The sequence below is a fragment of the Oceanobacillus sp. FSL K6-0127 genome (genome assembly GCF_037983385.1).
Taxonomy (GTDB): Bacteria; Bacillota; Bacilli; order Bacillales; family Amphibacillaceae; genus Oceanobacillus; species Oceanobacillus profundus.
The window spans coordinates 3425614-3443662 of sequence record NZ_CP150287.1 but is presented as its reverse complement, the minus strand read 5'-3'; the positions used below and the strand labels follow the sequence as shown (position 1 = coordinate 3443662).

The 18049-nt window shown below is 39.6% G+C and carries 14 protein-coding genes; 12 read left to right on the top strand and 2 right to left on the bottom strand.

The window, feature by feature from the left end:
- Nucleotides 1-48 precede the first annotated feature (48 nt).
- The 9 genes from MHH64_RS17010 (at nucleotide 49) to MHH64_RS16970 (ending at nucleotide 10590) form a co-directional block, all read left to right on the top strand.
- On the top strand, nucleotides 49-1077 hold the full coding sequence (locus tag MHH64_RS17010) for an ABC transporter ATP-binding protein (RefSeq protein ID WP_095311268.1): 1029 nt from the start codon (nucleotides 49-51) through the stop codon (nucleotides 1075-1077).
- Nucleotides 1040-2056: a dipeptide ABC transporter ATP-binding protein gene (locus MHH64_RS17005; RefSeq protein ID WP_118889690.1), complete on the top strand. Its 1017-nt coding sequence runs from the start codon at nucleotides 1040-1042 to the stop codon at nucleotides 2054-2056. The genes MHH64_RS17010 and MHH64_RS17005 overlap by 38 nt, the downstream gene beginning before the upstream one ends.
- A 168-nt stretch (nucleotides 2057-2224) precedes the next feature.
- Nucleotides 2225-3910, top strand: coding sequence for an ABC transporter substrate-binding protein (locus MHH64_RS17000; protein WP_340002087.1), 1686 nt, complete (start codon nucleotides 2225-2227; stop codon nucleotides 3908-3910).
- A gap of 211 nt (nucleotides 3911-4121) precedes the next feature.
- On the top strand, nucleotides 4122-5123 hold the full coding sequence (locus MHH64_RS16995; protein ID WP_095311273.1) for an ABC transporter permease: 1002 nt from the start codon (nucleotides 4122-4124) through the stop codon (nucleotides 5121-5123).
- A gap of 12 nt (nucleotides 5124-5135) precedes the next feature.
- Nucleotides 5136-6071 (top strand): ABC transporter permease, encoded by a 936-nt coding sequence (locus MHH64_RS16990; protein WP_251659197.1) that lies wholly within the window; start codon nucleotides 5136-5138, stop codon nucleotides 6069-6071.
- An 87-nt stretch (nucleotides 6072-6158) separates the two neighbouring features.
- A complete protein-coding gene (locus MHH64_RS16985) occupies nucleotides 6159-8033 on the top strand; it encodes a DUF2207 domain-containing protein (RefSeq protein WP_340002085.1) in 1875 nt (624 codons plus the stop codon).
- 139 nt (nucleotides 8034-8172) lie between these two features.
- Complete coding sequence (locus MHH64_RS16980; protein WP_095311278.1) at nucleotides 8173-9105, top strand: fumarylacetoacetate hydrolase family protein; 933 nt, start codon at nucleotides 8173-8175, stop codon at nucleotides 9103-9105.
- A 190-nt stretch (nucleotides 9106-9295) separates the two neighbouring features.
- On the top strand, nucleotides 9296-10213 hold the full coding sequence (locus MHH64_RS16975) for a chemotaxis protein (protein WP_240033792.1): 918 nt from the start codon (nucleotides 9296-9298) through the stop codon (nucleotides 10211-10213).
- A gap of 41 nt (nucleotides 10214-10254) precedes the next feature.
- A complete protein-coding gene (locus tag MHH64_RS16970) occupies nucleotides 10255-10590 on the top strand; it encodes a n-acetylglutamate synthase (protein ID WP_187393162.1) in 336 nt (111 codons plus the stop codon).
- 122 nt (nucleotides 10591-10712) lie between these two features.
- On the opposite strand, the gene MHH64_RS16965 is transcribed toward MHH64_RS16970, so the two are convergent.
- Complete coding sequence (locus tag MHH64_RS16965; protein ID WP_095311474.1) at nucleotides 10713-11513, bottom strand: alpha/beta hydrolase; 801 nt, start codon at nucleotides 11511-11513, stop codon at nucleotides 10713-10715.
- A gap of 272 nt (nucleotides 11514-11785) precedes the next feature.
- Nucleotides 11786-12670: a LysR family transcriptional regulator gene (locus MHH64_RS16960; protein WP_118889695.1), complete on the bottom strand. Its 885-nt coding sequence runs from the start codon at nucleotides 12668-12670 to the stop codon at nucleotides 11786-11788.
- A 150-nt stretch (nucleotides 12671-12820) separates the two neighbouring features.
- Between MHH64_RS16960 and MHH64_RS16955 the strand changes: the two genes are divergently transcribed.
- From MHH64_RS16955 to MHH64_RS16945, 3 genes are all read left to right on the top strand, one after another.
- Nucleotides 12821-14998 (top strand): malate synthase G, encoded by a 2178-nt coding sequence (locus MHH64_RS16955; RefSeq protein WP_340002084.1) that lies wholly within the window; start codon nucleotides 12821-12823, stop codon nucleotides 14996-14998.
- Between the two features lie 332 nt (nucleotides 14999-15330).
- Complete coding sequence (locus MHH64_RS16950) at nucleotides 15331-16647, top strand: FAD-binding oxidoreductase (protein ID WP_340002083.1); 1317 nt, start codon at nucleotides 15331-15333, stop codon at nucleotides 16645-16647.
- Complete coding sequence (locus tag MHH64_RS16945; RefSeq protein WP_340002082.1) at nucleotides 16648-18036, top strand: (Fe-S)-binding protein; 1389 nt, start codon at nucleotides 16648-16650, stop codon at nucleotides 18034-18036.
- The last annotated feature ends 13 nt before the right edge of the window (nucleotides 18037-18049 follow it).

The following is an 18049-nucleotide window of genomic DNA, read 5'->3' as shown; positions in this document are numbered from 1 at the left end:
AAACATAAAAGAAATATATTCCACGTCGAGCTGAAAGGGGAGTATCAATTGTCTCATACCGTATTAGAGATAAAGAACTTAAGCACCCACTTTTTCACAGATAGCGGGGAAGTACCAGCAGTTGATCAAGTAAGTTTACATGTACATAAAGGGGAAGTAGTTGGGGTTGTAGGGGAATCAGGATGCGGAAAAAGTGTTACATCATTATCCATTATGCAGCTTGTTCCCAACCCGCCTGGAAAAATAGTGGGTGGGGAAATTAATTATAAAGGAGAAAACCTTGCATTTGCTTCCGAAAAACGAATGAAGAAATTGCGAGGCAATGAAATATCCATGATATTTCAAGAACCAATGACCTCACTAAATCCACTGTTTACGATTGGAAATCAAATGAGAGAAGCCTTTCGATTTCATCAGAAAATAAGTAAAAAAGAAGCAAGGGAAAAATCAATTTCTATGTTAAAGCTAGTCGGCATTCCAAGAGCTGAATCAATTATTGATGATTATCCCCATCAGCTTTCAGGTGGAATGAGACAACGAGTCATGATTGCCATGGCGATGTCTTGTGATCCAGAGCTTCTTATTGCAGATGAGCCAACGACAGCTCTCGATGTAACGATTCAAGCACAAATATTAGACTTAATGCGAAAGTTAAACGAGGAAAAAGATACTGCCATACTGTTAATCACGCATGATTTGGGTGTTGTAGCAGATATTTGTGACCGAGTCGTAGTGATGTATGCTGGACAAGTTGTTGAAGAAGGTTCGAAACGTGAGATTCTAAAAGATTCAAAGCACCCATATTCACAAGGACTAATCCGTTCTTTACCAAGAATTCATGAGCGTGAGCAGAAGCTATACTCCATTCCCGGAACAGTACCAAAGCCAAAACTAGGACGTGTAGGCTGCCGTTTTGCTCCTAGGTGCGAGTTTGCATTTGATCGTTGCTTTAAGGAGAATCCTGAATTGTACGTTACAGGTGAAGGTAGGCGGAGTCGTTGCTTCCTTTATGACAAACAGGAAGGAGAGTCGATAAACGATGCGTCAACAATTACAGAAGCCGTTATTGGAGATTAATGGATTGAAGAAGTATTTCCCGATTAAAGGTGGTGTACTTGGTCGAACGGTTGGTGAGGTGAAGGCAGTTGACGATGTTAGCTTCACCGTTTTTGAAGGGGAGATATTAGGCATTGTTGGAGAATCGGGCTGTGGAAAGTCAACAACCGGTAAAGCGATTCTTCGCTTAATCGAACCAACTGCTGGAGAAGTAAAGTTTGAAGACCAGGATATTACACATATCAATGCAGAGGAAATGCGCAGGTTACGGCGAGATATGCAGATTATTTTTCAAGATCCGTATGCATCTCTGAATCCAAGGCATACCGTAGAAAAGATAATCGGTGAACCGTTATTGATTCATGGGGTGAAAAATGCCAAGGAGCGGACAAGCCGTGTAAAAGAGCTTCTTGAAGTTGTTGGTTTAAGTGCTTATCATGCATCAAGATACCCGCATCAATTCAGTGGTGGGCAACGGCAACGAATTGGAATAGCACGGGCACTTGCGAATAATCCGAAACTTATTATTTGCGATGAGCCTGTCTCGGCGTTGGATGTTTCCGTTCAAGCACAAATTCTTAATCTAATGGAAGCTTTACGTGATGAATTTAATCTTACGTATATTTTTATCGCCCATGATTTAAGTGTAGTAAAGCATATTAGTGATCGTGTCGGTGTGATGTATTTAGGAAGAATGGTAGAACTGACAAGTAAAGACAAATTGTATGATGATGCCAAGCATCCGTATACACAAGCACTCTTATCTGCAGTTCCGGACCCAGATCCTGATATAGAAAAAGAGCGGGTTATTTTAAAAGGGGACGTCCCAAGTCCAGCTGATCCACCAGCAGGATGTGCATTCCATACGAGATGTCCGATGGCGATGGATATTTGTAAATCTGTACGTCCGGCATTTATACCTGTTGAAGATAATCATTTTGTTGCTTGTCACCTTTATGATGGACAGCAGCAAAATCTATCACGCATTAACGGGCTGTAATATCCCCACTTCATAGCGTGAGAAAACTAAAAACGTGAAGGGTGGGGATAAACAGCCTGTAAATTCCAGATTCTGTTCATCTAACATTCAATGGGGTAGAAAGGAACACCCATCGAATGAAGTTTCACTTTACTACAATATCTACTAAACAAAGAGGGGGGAATAGGTATGAGATTAAAAGGCGGCGCACTTTTGTTTCTGCTACTAGCATTTCTTTTGATCATTGCAGCATGTAGTGGAGATGGTGGTGCAAATACGGATACATCGGATAATGACGGTGATGCAGGAAATGAAGAAGCAAGTGATGATGATCCAGCCACTGATGCAGAAGCGGCTGGAGATCAGGTGTTAGTTTTTGCTCGTGGTGGTGATTCGGAAAGCCTTGATCCAGGAAGCACCACAGATGGGGAGTCATCTCGTGTGACACAGCAAGTATTAGAAGGTTTATTAGAATTTGATAAAGAATCCTTTGATCTTACGCCAGGTTTAGCACATGATTGGGAAGTTTCCGAAGATGGTTTAACCTACACATTTTTCCTGGAAGAAGGAGTTACCTTCCACGATGGTACAGACTTTAATGCGGAAGCTGTAAAAGTTAACTTTGAGCGTTGGGCAGATCCAGAGCATGAATATGCATTTACGGATGACGGCTATGTTTATTCGATGTATGGAACCATGTTTGGTGGATTTGCCGGTGATGATGGGCATGTGATTGAGGAAATTAATGTGGTCAATGATCATGAGATTGAATTTGTTTTAAATCAACCATTAGGATTTTTCTTACAGAATCTGGGGATGAGCTATTTTGCGATTACTTCTCCAGCCGCATTAGAGGAGCATGGGGCAGCGATTAATGAAAATCCGGTAGGTACAGGGCCGTTTAAATTTGTCAGTTGGAGCAAGGATGACTCCATCGTATTAGATAAATTTGAAGATTATCGAATGGATGGATTACCGAAGCTGGATCGCGTTATTTTCGAAGTCATTCCTGATAATGCAGCACGATTAATTGCATTAAAGTCTGGTGAGATTGACATTATGGATGGCTTAAATCCAGATGATGCGGCTGGTGTAGACGCTGATGAAGGTTTAGAGCTGTTGACACGTTCAGAAAATAACTTCGGTTATGTTGGCTTCAATACGCAAAAGGAGCCATTTGATCAAGTCGAGGTTCGACAAGCAATTAATCATGCAATTGACAAGCAAGCAATCGCGGATGCTTTATATGCTGACTATGCGACAACTGCTAAAAATCCTCTGCCACCTGGATATTTAGGTTATAACGACGAAGTAGAGGAATACGCGTATGACCCGGATCGGGCGAGAGAGTTATTGGCTGAAGCAGGGTTTGAGGATGGGTTGGATATTGAACTATGGACGATGCCTGTAGCGAGACCGTATATGCCAGATCCCGAAACGGTGTCGCAAATTGTTCAGAATAACTTAGCAGAGGTTGGCGTAAATGCGACAATTGTACGAGAAGAATGGGCACCGTATTTAGAAAAAACATTACAAGGTGAACATCAATTGTTTATTCTCGGTTGGTCTGGTACCAATGGGGATCCGGATTACTTCTTGAGTAGTTTGTTGCACGGATCCAATGTTGGAAGTAGCAACCGTAACTTTTACCAAAATGATGAAGTAGATGAGCTGCTGGATAGTGCCAAACGTGCTATTGATCAAGATGAACGCGCGGATCTTTATGCACAGGCACAAGCTTTGATTTCTGAGGACTCACCAATGGTTACATTAGTACACTCTACACCTGTTATGGCAACAACGACGAAAGTAGTGAACTATGTTCCACATCCATCAACAAGTGAGTCGCTGAAAGAGGTTGAATTAAGTAACTAAAACCAAAACGGAAGCGCCCGGTTAGCGACAGCGACGTACGGAGGTGAAGAATTTCTCGCTACCACGTAATCGCTGGAGCTGGCCGTGGCTATTCAGGTTATATACAATCTTAGATATTCTATAACTTACTTTCAAAAAAAGAGGTAGCAGTATGATGCTGCTGCCTCTTTTTTAGCAATCATTTGTACATGATTAGAATAGGGGTGAAAAAATGTTTTCCTATATTCTACGACGTTTATTAATGCTTATTCCCGTATTGATCGGTATGACATTGATTACCTTTTCGATTGTTCATTTAATTCCGGGAAATCCAGCACAAGTAATTTTAGGGGAAACAGCTACTGCAAATGCAATCACAGAGCTAGAGGAAAGTATGGGATTAAATGAGCCTTATTTTGTTCAATATGGTCATTATTTAATGGATCTAACACAAGGCGATTTAGGGACTTCTTTACGATCGAAAGCTGAAATTTCAAAAGAAATTTGGCCATACATAGCAGCCACCTTTGAGTTGACCCTATTTGCGATGATTTTTGCTGTTGTCGTTGGAGTAAATGCAGGAATCATAAGTGCGTGGAAACAGAACTCTTGGTTTGATTTTTTGGCTATGATGGTTGCATTAATTGGCGTATCGATGCCGATTTTTTGGCTTGCTTTAATGGAGCAATGGATATTCGCCCAAGAACTTGGCTGGCTTCCTGCATATGGAAGACAGGATAGTAGAGACCCAATTGCCTCAATAACGCATTTTTATGTGTTGGACTCATTAATTCATTTGGATTTTAGCCGTGCCTTAACGATTTTGAAGCACTTAATTTTACCAAGCATTGCACTTGGGACAATACCAATGGCTATTATTGCAAGGATGACACGTTCAAGTATGCTAGAAGTGATGAAGTCCGATTATATTCGTACGGTACGTGCTAAAGGATCTGGTCAATTTCTTGTGATTTATAAGCATGCACTAAAAAATGCAATCATTCCTGTATTAACAGTAATTGGTCTACAAACGGGAGTATTACTTGGTGGAGCAATTTTGACGGAAACCATTTTTAGTTGGCCAGGGATTGGCAGATATGTATATGAAGCGATAAGCTATCGAGATTATCCAGTTATCCAATCAGGGATACTTGTTATCGCATTTATATTCGTATTAATCAACTTAGCTGTGGATATCTTATATAAAAAAATCGATCCGCGGATTAAATATTAAAGGGGGCTGCAGATGATGAGGATAGAAGAAAAAAAGAAATATTCAGAGCAGCAAATCCCAAATCCTGCAAAGGTCGGACAGCATATTGATTCAGAAGAGATAGAGGCAATCTCACCATGGAAGGATACAGCAAAGCAATTACGTAAAAATCGCTTTGCAATTATCGGTTTTGTCATAATCTTATTTTTTATCGTACTTGGATTGGCTGCGCCATTAGTAACTTCCTACTCGGTAGAAGAACAGCAATTGGTCAATCGATTACATCCTCCTTCAGAGGAGCACTGGCTTGGTACGGATCATTTAGGAAGAGATATTTTTACCCGAATTGCATATGGAGCTAGGGTATCACTTCAAGTTGGTTTTTTCGCAGTAACCGGAGCTTTATTTTTTGGAACACTTCTCGGGATTATTGCTGGTTACTTCGGTCGTTGGGTCGATATGGTTATATCAAGAATATTTGATATTCTACTAGCTTTCCCAAGTATCTTACTAGCGATTGCGATCGTGGCCATTCTTGGTGCTTCCTTGCAAAACGCATTAATAGCGATTGCGATCATTAATATCCCGATATTTGGTAGACTTGTTCGTTCACGTGTTATTAGCTTACGAGAAGAAGAATATATTATGGCCGCTAAAGCACAGGGGATGAAAAACGGTCGAATTATTATGCATCATATACTGCCTAATAGTGTTGCACCTATAATTGTCCAAGCAACATTGGGATTCGGAACCGCAATTCTTGAGGCTGCTGCACTTGGATTTCTTGGTCTGGGAGTTCAGCCGCCGGTACCAGAATGGGGACAGATGCTTGCAGATGCTCGTGACTTTATCCAGCTTGCTCCGTGGACATTACTCGCTCCTGGTATTTCTATTATGCTCGTTGTGCTCGGGTTTAACTTAATTGGTGATGGACTGCGAGATGCGCTTGATCCAAAGATGAAGAACTGAAACACTGTGATGAAGCGTCCTTGTCTGAAACCTTTACTTTTCCTTAATCGTATTAGTAAAATAAGAACGATAAGGAGGGTAAGTAATATGAAGCGATTCATTTATATAGGAATATTGGCACTTTTTATTTTCGTTTTAGCAGGTTATTCAGATGGAGAGCGTTCTTTTTCAATCGACGAAGTAATCATTGATGCCCAAATTCAGGAAGATGGGACGATTGATGTGCGTGAACAATTTACGTATACATTTAACGGTTCCTTTGAAGGGGTCACAAGATCCATACAGTCGGACAGTCAGCATTTTCAGGCATTTATAGTAGAAGAGGGCGATTTTCCTGAGGACACAAATGAATCAAATTCATTAAAAGTTGAAGAAGATGATGATACGTACCGGATTTTTACAGAATCAATGAATGAGGCCAAGACTGTGCTGTATACCTATACAATAGAAGGATCTGTAAACAAGTATACAGATGTTGCTGAGTTGAAATATGCATTTTTTGACGATTCCAATGAAACGGATTTAAATAATGTACAAATCATGATTCACCCCCCAAATCAAAGGATGGAAGATACGCATTACTTTTTACATGAAGATGAATCAGGAAGCTTGAATAGTTCCGATAGTGGTTTAGTGTATACAAATTCAATGCTAGAAGCTGGTGAAACATCAATGCTTCGATTTATCTTTCCGTCTAGCCAGTTAGCTGGTATGGAGCTTACAAAAGATTCTCCGATGTTAGATGAAATTATATCAGAAGAAAAAGACTATACCGAGCGATTGGAGCATCTCGATGCTAACATGAGTAAAGCTGAACCAATTATTTGGGGATTATTTGGGGTAGTTATTCTAACGACGATTCTCGTCTATTATGTTCACCCCTATCGTTACCGAGGAAATAAAAGCGAAGATGCATTCATACAAATTCTCGAACAAACAGATCCATTGTTAGTAAAATATTTGCGAAACAGTTTACATTTGCCGTATGACAGCTTTATTGCTGGATTATTCTCATTAAAGCAACGTGGGATTGTCAGTTTAAAAGAGGTACCTTCTCTTATAAAGAAAGGTGAGCATACTTTCCGCTTTACATGGGTTAGTGGAAATGAAATGGGCGACATGGCTGATTCGTTTTTGCGATCCTGGCTATTTACAAAACGTGATCATTTAGGAGATTACTTTTTATTAGAAGATTTACTTGATAATAAAGAAGAAACGGATGAAGTCAAAAAGAAAAAGGCAGAGCAATTTGAAGCGGATTTTAATAGGTGGGCTGGTTTGGTGAAAGGAAGAGAGGATTACCAAGGATTGCGCAGGAAATGGAAGGGCTATTCCTTTCTATCAATCCCACTGCTGATTATTTCGTTTGTTCTATATAACTATTTCGTTACGATTGATACAATTAGTCAGACAGAGCAATGGGTGTTGCCTCTGATTGTTGTTTTATTAACAGTAGTTACGTTAGTGTTTAATCGTAATAAGTGGGTAAACATTGCTTATTATTTTATCGTTTTGCTGATGACGCTAATTGGATTTAGCATTACCCCAGCTGTCATTTTAGCTAGCGTATTCTATTTCATTACCTTTGTATCCTTGCTGATTATCCCAAATTATTATTGGAAAAAGGGGATTAAAGAAATAAATTATGCGACTTTTAAAGGATATTGGTTGTTTATTCGAAATCGTTATCCTGTTGGCTCTGAGCCGGGTAAATTAGAAAGAAGATTAGAATATGCAATCATCTTGGGTGCGGGTGAAAAATATGGAGAGAAATGTGGAAAAGCTGAGCAGGCTATAAAATGGAATGCTGATTATCCACTGCTTCATAATCCTGTATATGCAACAACTTCATTTAGCCCAAGCAGCCTTATACTGTATACGGCTGTCCTGCATAGTACGACAAGCACGAGTACTTCATCGTCCCCTTCTTCAACTGGTGGCGGTGGGGCAGGAGCATTTTAAAAGCTAGCGAAACTAGAAAGGGAGAAAAACGCTTTCTAGTTTTTTTCATAACTTTTTAACATTTCGATACAAATTTTTGAGTGTTTAAGATAGAAGTGATATTATCTAAATAATGACGCAATTGGAAGAGGTGCTAAATTTGAAGTTAATTAGTTATAAACCAAAAGGTTCGAACCATTCATGGAGAATTGGTGGTTTAGATGAAGATACTGTAATTGATTTACAAGATGCTTATCGTAATTTACTTATTTCGAAAGGTGAGAAGGAAAATGTGGCGATGGAGTCTATTTTTCCAGCAGATCCAAATCAATTCTATTCGATTGGAAACGGCATTATCAATCAAGCAAAGGAAGCTTTTCATTACGCATTGTCGCATACAACTGGCAAAATATCATTCCAACGAGAAGAGGTTATTCTTGGACCACCGGTACCAAATCCATCAAAGATTATTTGTGTAGGTAGAAACTATGCAGAGCATGTTGCCGAAATGAAAGGCGATTTGCCAGAAAACCCGGTTTTATTTGCTAAGTTTACAAATGCTCTCATTGGACCAGAAGATGCGATTGAAAAGTCAGACGCAACGGAAAAGCTTGATTATGAGGTAGAGCTCACGGTAGTTATCGGAAAAGAAGCTTCAAAAATAAGTCAGGAGGATGCACTTGATTATATTGCTGGTTATACTATTGGAAACGATACCAGCGCTCGAGACTTGCAGAAAAGGACGCCTCAGTGGCTGCAAGGAAAATCATTAGATCGCACGACCCCAATTGGACCTTGGATAGTTCCAGCAGAAGAAATCGGTGATCCATCAAACTTAATGATTAAGTCCTATGTAAATGGAGAAGTGAGACAGGTCTCCAATACAAGTAATTTGATATTCACCATTCCATTTCTTATTGAATTCATCTCGAACTTAATTACATTAAATCCTGGAGATATCATTATGACTGGCACACCTGATGGGGTTGGCTTTGCAATGGATCCACCTCAATTTTTAAGAGATGGGGATATTGTTACATTAGAAATCGAAAAGATTGGTCGAATGGAAAATAAAGTGTTTGCAGCTGATTGATTTTTATAAGTACTTTTAAAGAAGACTTTTCGTTCATTGGACTCATAGAAGGTCTTCTTTTTCTCTGTTTTTAGTAAGATATGCACAAGCATGTACGTGTGAGGAAAGTGTATAAATAGGTAATTTTCATCTTAACGTTAAGATTTATTTCAAGTACGATTAATATAACGTTTTCAGAGGAGGATTTCCGATGACTCAAAAAATTGCTATTGCAGTAATTCATGGAGCGGGTACTCCAAAGAAAGATTTTGCAGATGAAATTATTTCACATATCTCTAACGGTTTTGCAAAAAAGCTTTCCATTAACAATGCAGAGCAGGAATTAGTATTTGAACCGATTTTCTGGTCATCTGTTTTCGAATCGGAGCAAACAGAATTATGGAAAAGGTTACAGGAAAACAGGAACTTAAATTATTCTAGATTAAGACGGTTTGTAATTGAGTTTTTAGCAGATGCAATAGCATACCAGCCAACAACTTTAGGGAATCAGAATTATGATAAAGTTCATTCCCTTGTTGCAGCATCTATCAATAAACTGAGGGAAAAGGCTGGAGCAAATGCGCCCTTGTGTATTATTAGTCATAGTCTGGGTTCTATTATTGCAAGCAATTATTTTTATGATTTGCAATTTAAGCGAGAAAACATGGGGATCGAAACAGTGAAGTGTACAAGTAATTCACCAATAGAGCAATGTGAAACGCTAACCCTATTTTATACAATGGGGAGTCCAATGGCGTTATGGTCATTGCGCTACATTGATTTTGGATCTCCAATTACCGTTCCCTCCCCAATGATATCGCGGTTTTATCCAACTATTCAAGGTGAGTGGTTGAACTTCTATGATAAAGATGATGTATTAGCTTTTCCGCTAAAAGGAGTAAATGAAGCATATCAACAAGCGGTTACCGAGGATGTTGCCGTGAATGCTGGAGGGGTGTTAACAAGCTGGAATCCGTTGTCACATCTATACTATGATCGTGATACTGAGGTGATTACCCCGATTGTTGATGGTTTAGTGAGAACATGGAAAGCTATTAATATGGATAAAAGTATACAATACAAAAAAATTGAAAATCAGGTAATGATCACAAGCAATAATGAACAGTAATTTTCTCTGAAGTTTAGATGGATGGGATGGGAGTACTATTTGTGATAAATTATGATGACCGTAAATTTGTATCAGTCGAAAATACCGCGAACGGAGAAGTATCCTCCAAAACTTTTTTTGAATATAAACAAGAAGGTAATATACTTTCAGCAACATATAGTGGTGGAGAAATTGTAAAAGGAACACTGATTGGAATAGTAAATGAAGATGGCAGCTTACAGTTTAGATATAATCATGTAAATAAAAAAGGCATGATAAAAGGTGGGGAGTGTTTTTCCGTTCCTGAAATTCTAATTGACGGTCGGATTAGGCTGCATGAAAGCTGGAGATGGTCAGACCAAAGTGAAGGGAAGTCTATTGTGGAAGAATTAAAATAACATCAACCAATTGGTGGAAGAAGAGATTTCCTTAAAATTTAAGAACAAAGCAACAGTGTAATGTTGAAAAAAAGAGGGAGCACATCGTGAAGGATGCTGTTCCCTTTATGCTATTCCATAGATTATAAGCTACGAATAAATTTTTCGAGTTCATGGTTAAATTTTTCCGTTTCTTCAAGGAATAACAAATGACTGCTATCCTCGAATGGAATCAGTGTTGCATTTGGAGTTCTTTCTTTAATATAGTTTCCTGCTTCAATCGGAAAAAATCCGACAGTACCAAAGCAAATTAATGAAGGGACTGTCACATTGGAAAGCGTCTCACGATAATCGACAGCTGTCTGATTAAATACAATTGTACTCGCAATGGATGCAGGTAGCTTATTCATTTCCTGTAAAATCCAAGTGAATTCATCGGGGTCTGGTTTTTCTTTATACATTCCATAGATGAAATTACTGTTAAATGTCGCTTGATCTTCTTGAATGGCTTGCACAACATTGCTGATTGCTTGAAAATCAAAAGCGCCAAATTCCCAGTCAGGCCAGGTATAATCAGATGCCGATTGATCAACAATGGTAATGCCCTTTATATTGTCTGTTCCGAATTGATTGATATAATCCCAAACAACAAAAGCTCCCATTGACCAGCCTACTAAAATAACATCTGTTAAACTTAATTTCTCCATGAAAGCTTTTAAATCCCGTGCATACTGTGCAACAGTATGACCGCTCTCTACCTTGGATGATTTTCCATGCCCTCGAAGGTCTAAAGCAATCGTGTGATAGTCCGAGCTTAGTTGTGCTAGCTGTTTATAAAAAAATTTACTGCTCATCATTACGCCGTGGATAAAAATAACGGTCTGGCCCTCTCCTTTTTCCTCATAGAACAAAATTGTTTCAGAATCCACTTGTAAATGCGGAATAATAATCCCTCCTGCACACCATTTTGGTAACAAACTTCGCTTCTCTCTATAAATAGTATGTTCGTTTGATTTTGGAGATGACAATATAGGAATTATAAAAAAGAGTCATCGTGAGCTGAGGGCAAAGAACGGCAATTGTAAACCTTCCCACTAAAAGGTGCTAGTGTGCAGTTGAACTTAAAGTGTTCATCATTAACCAAGTCCATGTGTTTTGGAGTGTAATATAGTAGAACAATGTACTTAAGAACAGTGCCCAACATGATAGCTTTCGTTTAGATAGTAATCGATTCTGACATGGCAATAAATTCACGAACTGCATACGGTATGTATTTATCCTTTTTCCAAATCATGGCCAAGTCTAAATTGACAACCGTTTTTTTAAAAGGAATTGCTTTAATTTCATCATTGGTTATTTGGGCACATATTTTACTCGGTAATAGAGCAACACCTAATTTTGCTCCGACCATCTCAATCATAAAGTCCTTTTGTGAGCTCTCACATACAACATTAGGATAGAATCCATGTTCTTCACAAGCTTCTATAATCCTGTCATGGAGAGAGAAATCATGCCGATACATGATAAAGTGTTCCTTTTTGATATGGGAAAAGTTGATTGCTTCTCTGTCCGCTAATGGATTGTCCTTTTGTACAACGAGCATTAGCGGATCGTTTAGTAGTTTGATTGTTTCAAAGTTTTCTGTTTGTATGGGGAGATTGCAAATCAAACCGATATCCAGTTCACCTTCACGGACGCCATGTTTAATTTTGTTGCTGCCGACCTCCGTCAATAGTAAATCAATGGAGGGATAAGTGTCCTTGTATTTGCTAATTAATGTGGAAAAAAATGCAGCACCGATAATTGGAGGAATTCCGATTTTTATTTCCCCTTTTTTTAAGTTAATAACATCAATTAGTTCAGATGTTAAGTTTTCAAAAGCATCCATAACATGTTTCGCATTGATTAAGAATGCTTGTCCAGCATCCGTTAATTCCAATTGTTTGGCCTTTCTATAAAATAGGGCGGCACCAAGCTCGGCTTCAAGGCTTTTAATTGTTTTGCTTAGTGAGGGCTGTGATATGTGAAGAGTGGATGCTGCTTTTGTAAAGTTCAGCTGTTTCGCAACTTCTGCAAAATATTCTATTTGCCTTATGTCCATGATAAACAACCTCCCTGACAATAATTGATTTTTCTTAATTATACGTCAAGTTATAACCAAAAGGAATAACATTCATGCAAAACTTATATTGTTGTTTCTAATCTGTTCCTATTAAAATAGTAATATAGTGAGTAAGAGGAGGGAATTTGGATGTGTGGTTATGTGAAAATAGGAAATCTTCAAGTGGCAAAAGTGCTTTATGATTTCGTTAATTCGGAAGCGCTTCCGGAAACAGGTCTTGACAATGAAAAGTTTTGGGACGATTTCGGGAAGCTTGTCTCAGATTTGGCTCCGAAGAATAAAGCGTTGTTAATAGAGCGTGAAGAATTACAAAAGAAAATAGATGCGTGGCACAGAGAGAACGATGCATTTGAATTTAATAGTTACAAATCTTTTTTAGAAAATATCGGCTACTTGGAACCTGAAGTGGGAGAATTTACGATTACGACCACGAATATTGATGATGCTATTACACATCAAGCTGGTCCGCAGCTCGTAGTGCCAATTGACAATGCGCGCTATGCCATTAATGCAGCTAACGCACGTTGGGGCTCCCTCTATGATGCATTATACGGAACTGATGTAATAAGTGAAGAAGGTGGAGCTGAGAGAGAAGGATCCTACAACCCTGTTCGAGGCGGAAAAGTAATTGCTTTTGCGAAAAACTTTCTTGATGAAAATTTCCCTCTACAGACTTCCTCGCATCAAGAAGCAACAACCTATGCTGTTGTTAGCGGGAGATTGGACGTGACTCTGAAAAGCGGTGAGACAACTGGACTGAAGGATAGTTTTAAATTTGTTGGATACCAAGGTACGGCGGAAGAACCTAAAGCTATTCTATTAAAAAATAACGGCTTGCATGTTGAAATGCAAATCGACCGCAATCATCCTATTGGAAAAACGGATGCAGCGGGAGTGAAAGATATATACCTGGAGTCTGCAACCTCCACTATTATGGACTGTGAAGATTCTGTTGCAGCCGTTGATGCTGAGGATAAAACGCTCGTGTACCGCAATTGGCTTGGTTTGAACAGAGGAGATTTAACTTCTGTTTTTTCTAAAGGCGAAAAGAAAATTACACGTAGCTTAAATCCTGATCGTACCTATACAGGCCTGAACGGCGAAGAAATAACGCTATCAGGGCGGGTTCTTATGTTTGTCCGCAATGTTGGGCACTTGATGACGAATAACGCCATTCTTGATGAATCGGGTCAGGAAGTACCTGAGGGAATAATGGATGGTGTCTTAACAAGCTTGATGGCTAAACATGGGCTATTAGGAAATGGCCAATACCAAAATTCTCAAAAAGGTTCCGTCTATATTGTTAAGCCTAAAATGCACGGTTCAAAGGAAGTTGCTTTTGCGAATGAATTGTTTAATCGTATAGAAGATATGCTTGATTTGAAACGTCATACACTTAAAATTGGCGTAATGGATGAAGAGCGACGTACAAGCTTAAACTTGAAAAATTGCATTTATGAGGTAAGGGAGAGAATTGCTTTCATTAACACAGGGTTTTTAGATCGTACAGGTGACGAGATTCATACATCCATGGAGGCAGGAGCCATGATTCGAAAAGGTGAAATGAAAGTCTCGCCATGGCTGAACAGCTATGAAAAAAATAATGTACGTATTGGTCTGGATACTGGGTTTAAAGGAAAAGCGCAAATTGGAAAGGGAATGTGGGCAATGCCTGATCTAATGGCTGAGATGCTGAAGCAAAAATCAGGCCATCTACAAGCAGGTGGAAATACGGCTTGGGTTCCATCTCCAACAGCAGCTACATTGCATGCGCTCCATTACCATACTATTGATGTCCGGAAAGTGCAGGAAGAACTGCAAAATGAAGTGAAAAATTACCGCGAGGATATTTTACAAATTCCGATTGCAGGAAAACAGAACTGGTCAACTGCAGAAATCCAGGAAGAGCTTGATAACAGCGCACAAACATTGCTTGGTTATGTTGTTCGCTGGGTGGAACAAGGTGTCGGCTGTTCAAAAGTCCCGGACATTAATAATGTAGCACTTATGGAAGACCGTGCAACATTACGAATCTCAAGCCAAATGTTGTCAAACTGGCTTCACCATGGTATTTGTACCAAAGAACAAATGCTGGATACGTTGAAACGCATGGCACAAATTGTTGACAAGCAAAATGCAGGAGATCCATTATACAATCCAATGGCACCCAACTTTGATGAATCAATTGCTTTCCATGCAGCATGTGACCTTGTTTTCAAAGGGAAAGAGCAGCCAAGCGGCTATACGGAGCCAATTCTTCATCGCAGCCGTCTGGAGGCAAAAGAAAAACCACATGTAAGAAGTTGATATAGAGTTGAGAGGGCCGATAACTAGAAGTAGGTCCTCTCTATTTATCTTTGTACTTACGGTGTTTTTCTGATCTTTTTTACTCAACTCACTACGTATGTTTCCTGATGATATTATTCGAATCGGATAAACAATTACGCAAAGGAATTTCAGAATCATGAAGGAACAGTCTGTGTAACGAACTATTGGAAGCGTTTACTATGGTGATAAAAGGAATGATGGAATCATATCTTTCCTAATAGAGAATGATCATTGAAATTGAAAAAGAGTGAGCTAAAAAAGAACTGCTTTTAAACTTTTGCAGGTTCAACTAAAAAGGGGGTTTGAACAATATGATTTATTCAGATATAGAAGGGGTTTTGCCAGCCGAACAAATAAAGCACAATGCTAAATGTCATTCGCTGGGTAATGATGGAAATCAAATCATGGAAGCCTATTCTGAGGAAGATATATCGAAGGTTCTTTCCTTTGCATACCAACAATCCAAAACGGTTAATATTATTTCTGGGGGTACGAAGCGTGGTTATGGTGGCGAACTGGAGCAGGCAGATATTTTATTGTCACTGGGTAACTACAAAGGGATCGTGGAGCATTCAGTTGGTGACCTTACACTGACTGTGAAACCTGGGACGACTTTAAGAGAAATAACAGAAGAATTGGCTAAACATGGGCAGCAAGTCGCAATAGACACACCTTGGCCGGAGCTGGCAACAATTGGCGGCATTATAGCAGCAAATGACAGTGGACCAAAGCGATTGCTTTATGGATCTGCAAGGGATTTAGTTATCGGCACGAGGATCGTCTATTCCGATGGAAGAATAATCCGAACAGGTGGAAAAGTAGTCAAAAACGTAGCAGGTTATGATATGAATAAGCTTTTCATCGGATCGATGGGAACGCTTGGTGTCGTTAGTGAAATCACATTAAAATTACGTCCGCTTCCAAGTTTTGAAGGGTTGTCCCTTTTGCAATTCCCACAGGGTGGTCAACAAGCAATTCGTGAATTTTCCATGCAGATCCTTGACTCAATGATGGAACCAGTTTCATTGGAGATCTTGAACCCTTCTTTTGCTGAAAAAATGACCGGTAACAGAGATTATACGTTGGCCATTGCTTTTGAAGATCGGAAAAAAGCTGTTCAAGAACAGGAAAAATGGGTGAAAAATCATGTTCCAATTGATGCTAAACATTGTGTGATGCATGAGGAACAGGCAAGACGATGGTGGGAGAAATTCAGGCATTTCGGACCCAATGGCCATAATGATGAAGAATATAATGATTCAAATACACAGGCTGCATTGAAAATTGGAAGCAATAATTTCGATGTCCTCATTATTTTAGAGGTGTCTGAACGGCTTTCAAAGGAACATCAAGTGACAACAGAAGCGCATGGTGGGGTAGGACATGGTATTTCAAGAGTGTTTATAGAGGGGCTTCCCGAAAATATTGTTTCTTACATTAAAGCACTTAGGTCAGAAGTAGAAAGAAGACATGGGTATGTAGTTTGTACACATTTACCGTTTAAGTTAAGAAAGTTGGTTTGTGTTTGGGGTGAAATACCACCATACTTTGCTTTGCTGGAAGGTATTAAACGTACGAATGATCCGAACAGAATTCTTAACCGACAGCGTTTTGTAGGAGGTATATAAATGAGTGTAGGTCAGAAAGAATCTGCTAATCTAGTGAATCTCCTGGAAAATGGTCCAGCCTGTCAAACAGCGACGCTAGGAAACTATCTTTGGGACGATTTACCAGATCAGGATAAATGGGCGGACTGTGTACATTGTGGTATGTGCCTGGAAGCCTGTCCGACGTATCAGGAAACAGGTGAAGAACAGCATTCACCAAGGGGACGTGTTTATTTAATTAAAGCTGTTGCAGAAGGGAAAATTGATGTAAATGAAGCTTTTTCCAAGCCTGTATTTGATTGCCTGGATTGCCGTGCGTGCGAAACGGCATGCCCCGCCGATGTTCAGGTCGGTGGTTTGATTGAAGAAGCGCGTGGCCAAATTCGTCAGGCGATGCCTCTGACAGGTCTTCAAGGAAAACTTAGTAATACTGCTTTAAAAGAGCTCTTCCCAAAGCAAAACCGGATGAATATGCTCGGTGGCCTTATGCGATTCTATCAAAAGAGCGGGATACAAACGATAGCTAGGAAAACTGGCTTATTAAATATATTGCCAAATCCCTTACAAGAGATGGAATCGATTCTTCCAGAGGTTGGAAAACCAGTGCTTGGCAGGTATCCAGAAATCGTTCCAGCTGAAGGAATGACGAAAAAGCGGGTTGGAATGCTGACAGGCTGCATAATGGATGTTATGTTCAGCGATGTTAATGAAGCGACCATTCGAGTTCTTACGCATAATGGATTTGAAGTCGGTCTGCCGAAACAACAGGGATGCTGCGGTGCACTCCATGTACATGCTGGAGAAAGAGAAACAGGAAAAATGCTAGCAAAACAAAATATCGAGGCTTTCAAAGATTATGATAAAGTACTCGTAAATGCAGCGGGCTGTGGCTGTGCACTTCAAGAGTATGATGAACTTTTCAGAAATGATCCGAACATGCAACCTTTGGCAAAGGAGTTTTCGGAGAAGGTTGAAGATGTTTCCAAGTTTTTGTATGATCATGATTTTAAACGTCCTACCACAGAAATGAAAACAAAAATTACGTACCATGATGCATGTCATCTTGCTCATGGACAGGGGGTTCGTTTTGAGCCTCGTCAACTATTAAATGAAATTCCAGGGGTGGAAATGGTTGAGCTGCCAAATGCAGACCGTTGCTGTGGCAGTGCTGGAATCTATAACCTGACACACCCAGAGATGGCAGGTAAACTGCTTGACCGAAAGATTGATGATGTCCCGGATAATATTGAAATGATCTCCATGGGGAATCCAGGTTGCATGCTCCAAATAGCAATGGGTGTGAAAAAGCATGGCAGAAGTGAAAAGGTTGTCCATACCGTCCAATTGCTTGATTGGGCTTATGAAAAAGATAAAGCCCAAGTTAAAGAAAACATACCTGTGAAATCTTAGCTGGAAAGGATGT

Bases quoted from the DNA above. Each gene is read 5' to 3' on its own strand.
- MHH64_RS16990 (WP_251659197.1), top strand. From the start codon at position 5,136: ATGATGAGGATAGAAGAAAAAAAGAAATATTCAGAGCAGCAAATCCCA.
- MHH64_RS16985 (WP_340002085.1), top strand. From the start codon at position 6,159: ATGAAGCGATTCATTTATATAGGAATATTGGCACTTTTTATTTTCGTT.
- MHH64_RS16945 (WP_340002082.1), top strand. From the start codon at position 16,648: ATGAGTGTAGGTCAGAAAGAATCTGCTAATCTAGTGAATCTCCTGGAA.
- MHH64_RS16960 (WP_118889695.1), bottom strand. From the start codon at position 12,670: ATGGACATAAGGCAAATAGAATATTTTGCAGAAGTTGCGAAACAGCTG.
- MHH64_RS16950 (WP_340002083.1), top strand. From the start codon at position 15,331: ATGATTTATTCAGATATAGAAGGGGTTTTGCCAGCCGAACAAATAAAG.
- MHH64_RS17000 (WP_340002087.1), top strand. From the start codon at position 2,225: ATGAGATTAAAAGGCGGCGCACTTTTGTTTCTGCTACTAGCATTTCTT.
- MHH64_RS16975 (WP_240033792.1), top strand. From the start codon at position 9,296: ATGACTCAAAAAATTGCTATTGCAGTAATTCATGGAGCGGGTACTCCA.
- MHH64_RS16995 (WP_095311273.1), top strand. From the start codon at position 4,122: ATGTTTTCCTATATTCTACGACGTTTATTAATGCTTATTCCCGTATTG.
- MHH64_RS16955 (WP_340002084.1), top strand. From the start codon at position 12,821: ATGTGTGGTTATGTGAAAATAGGAAATCTTCAAGTGGCAAAAGTGCTT.
- MHH64_RS17005 (WP_118889690.1), top strand. From the start codon at position 1,040: ATGCGTCAACAATTACAGAAGCCGTTATTGGAGATTAATGGATTGAAG.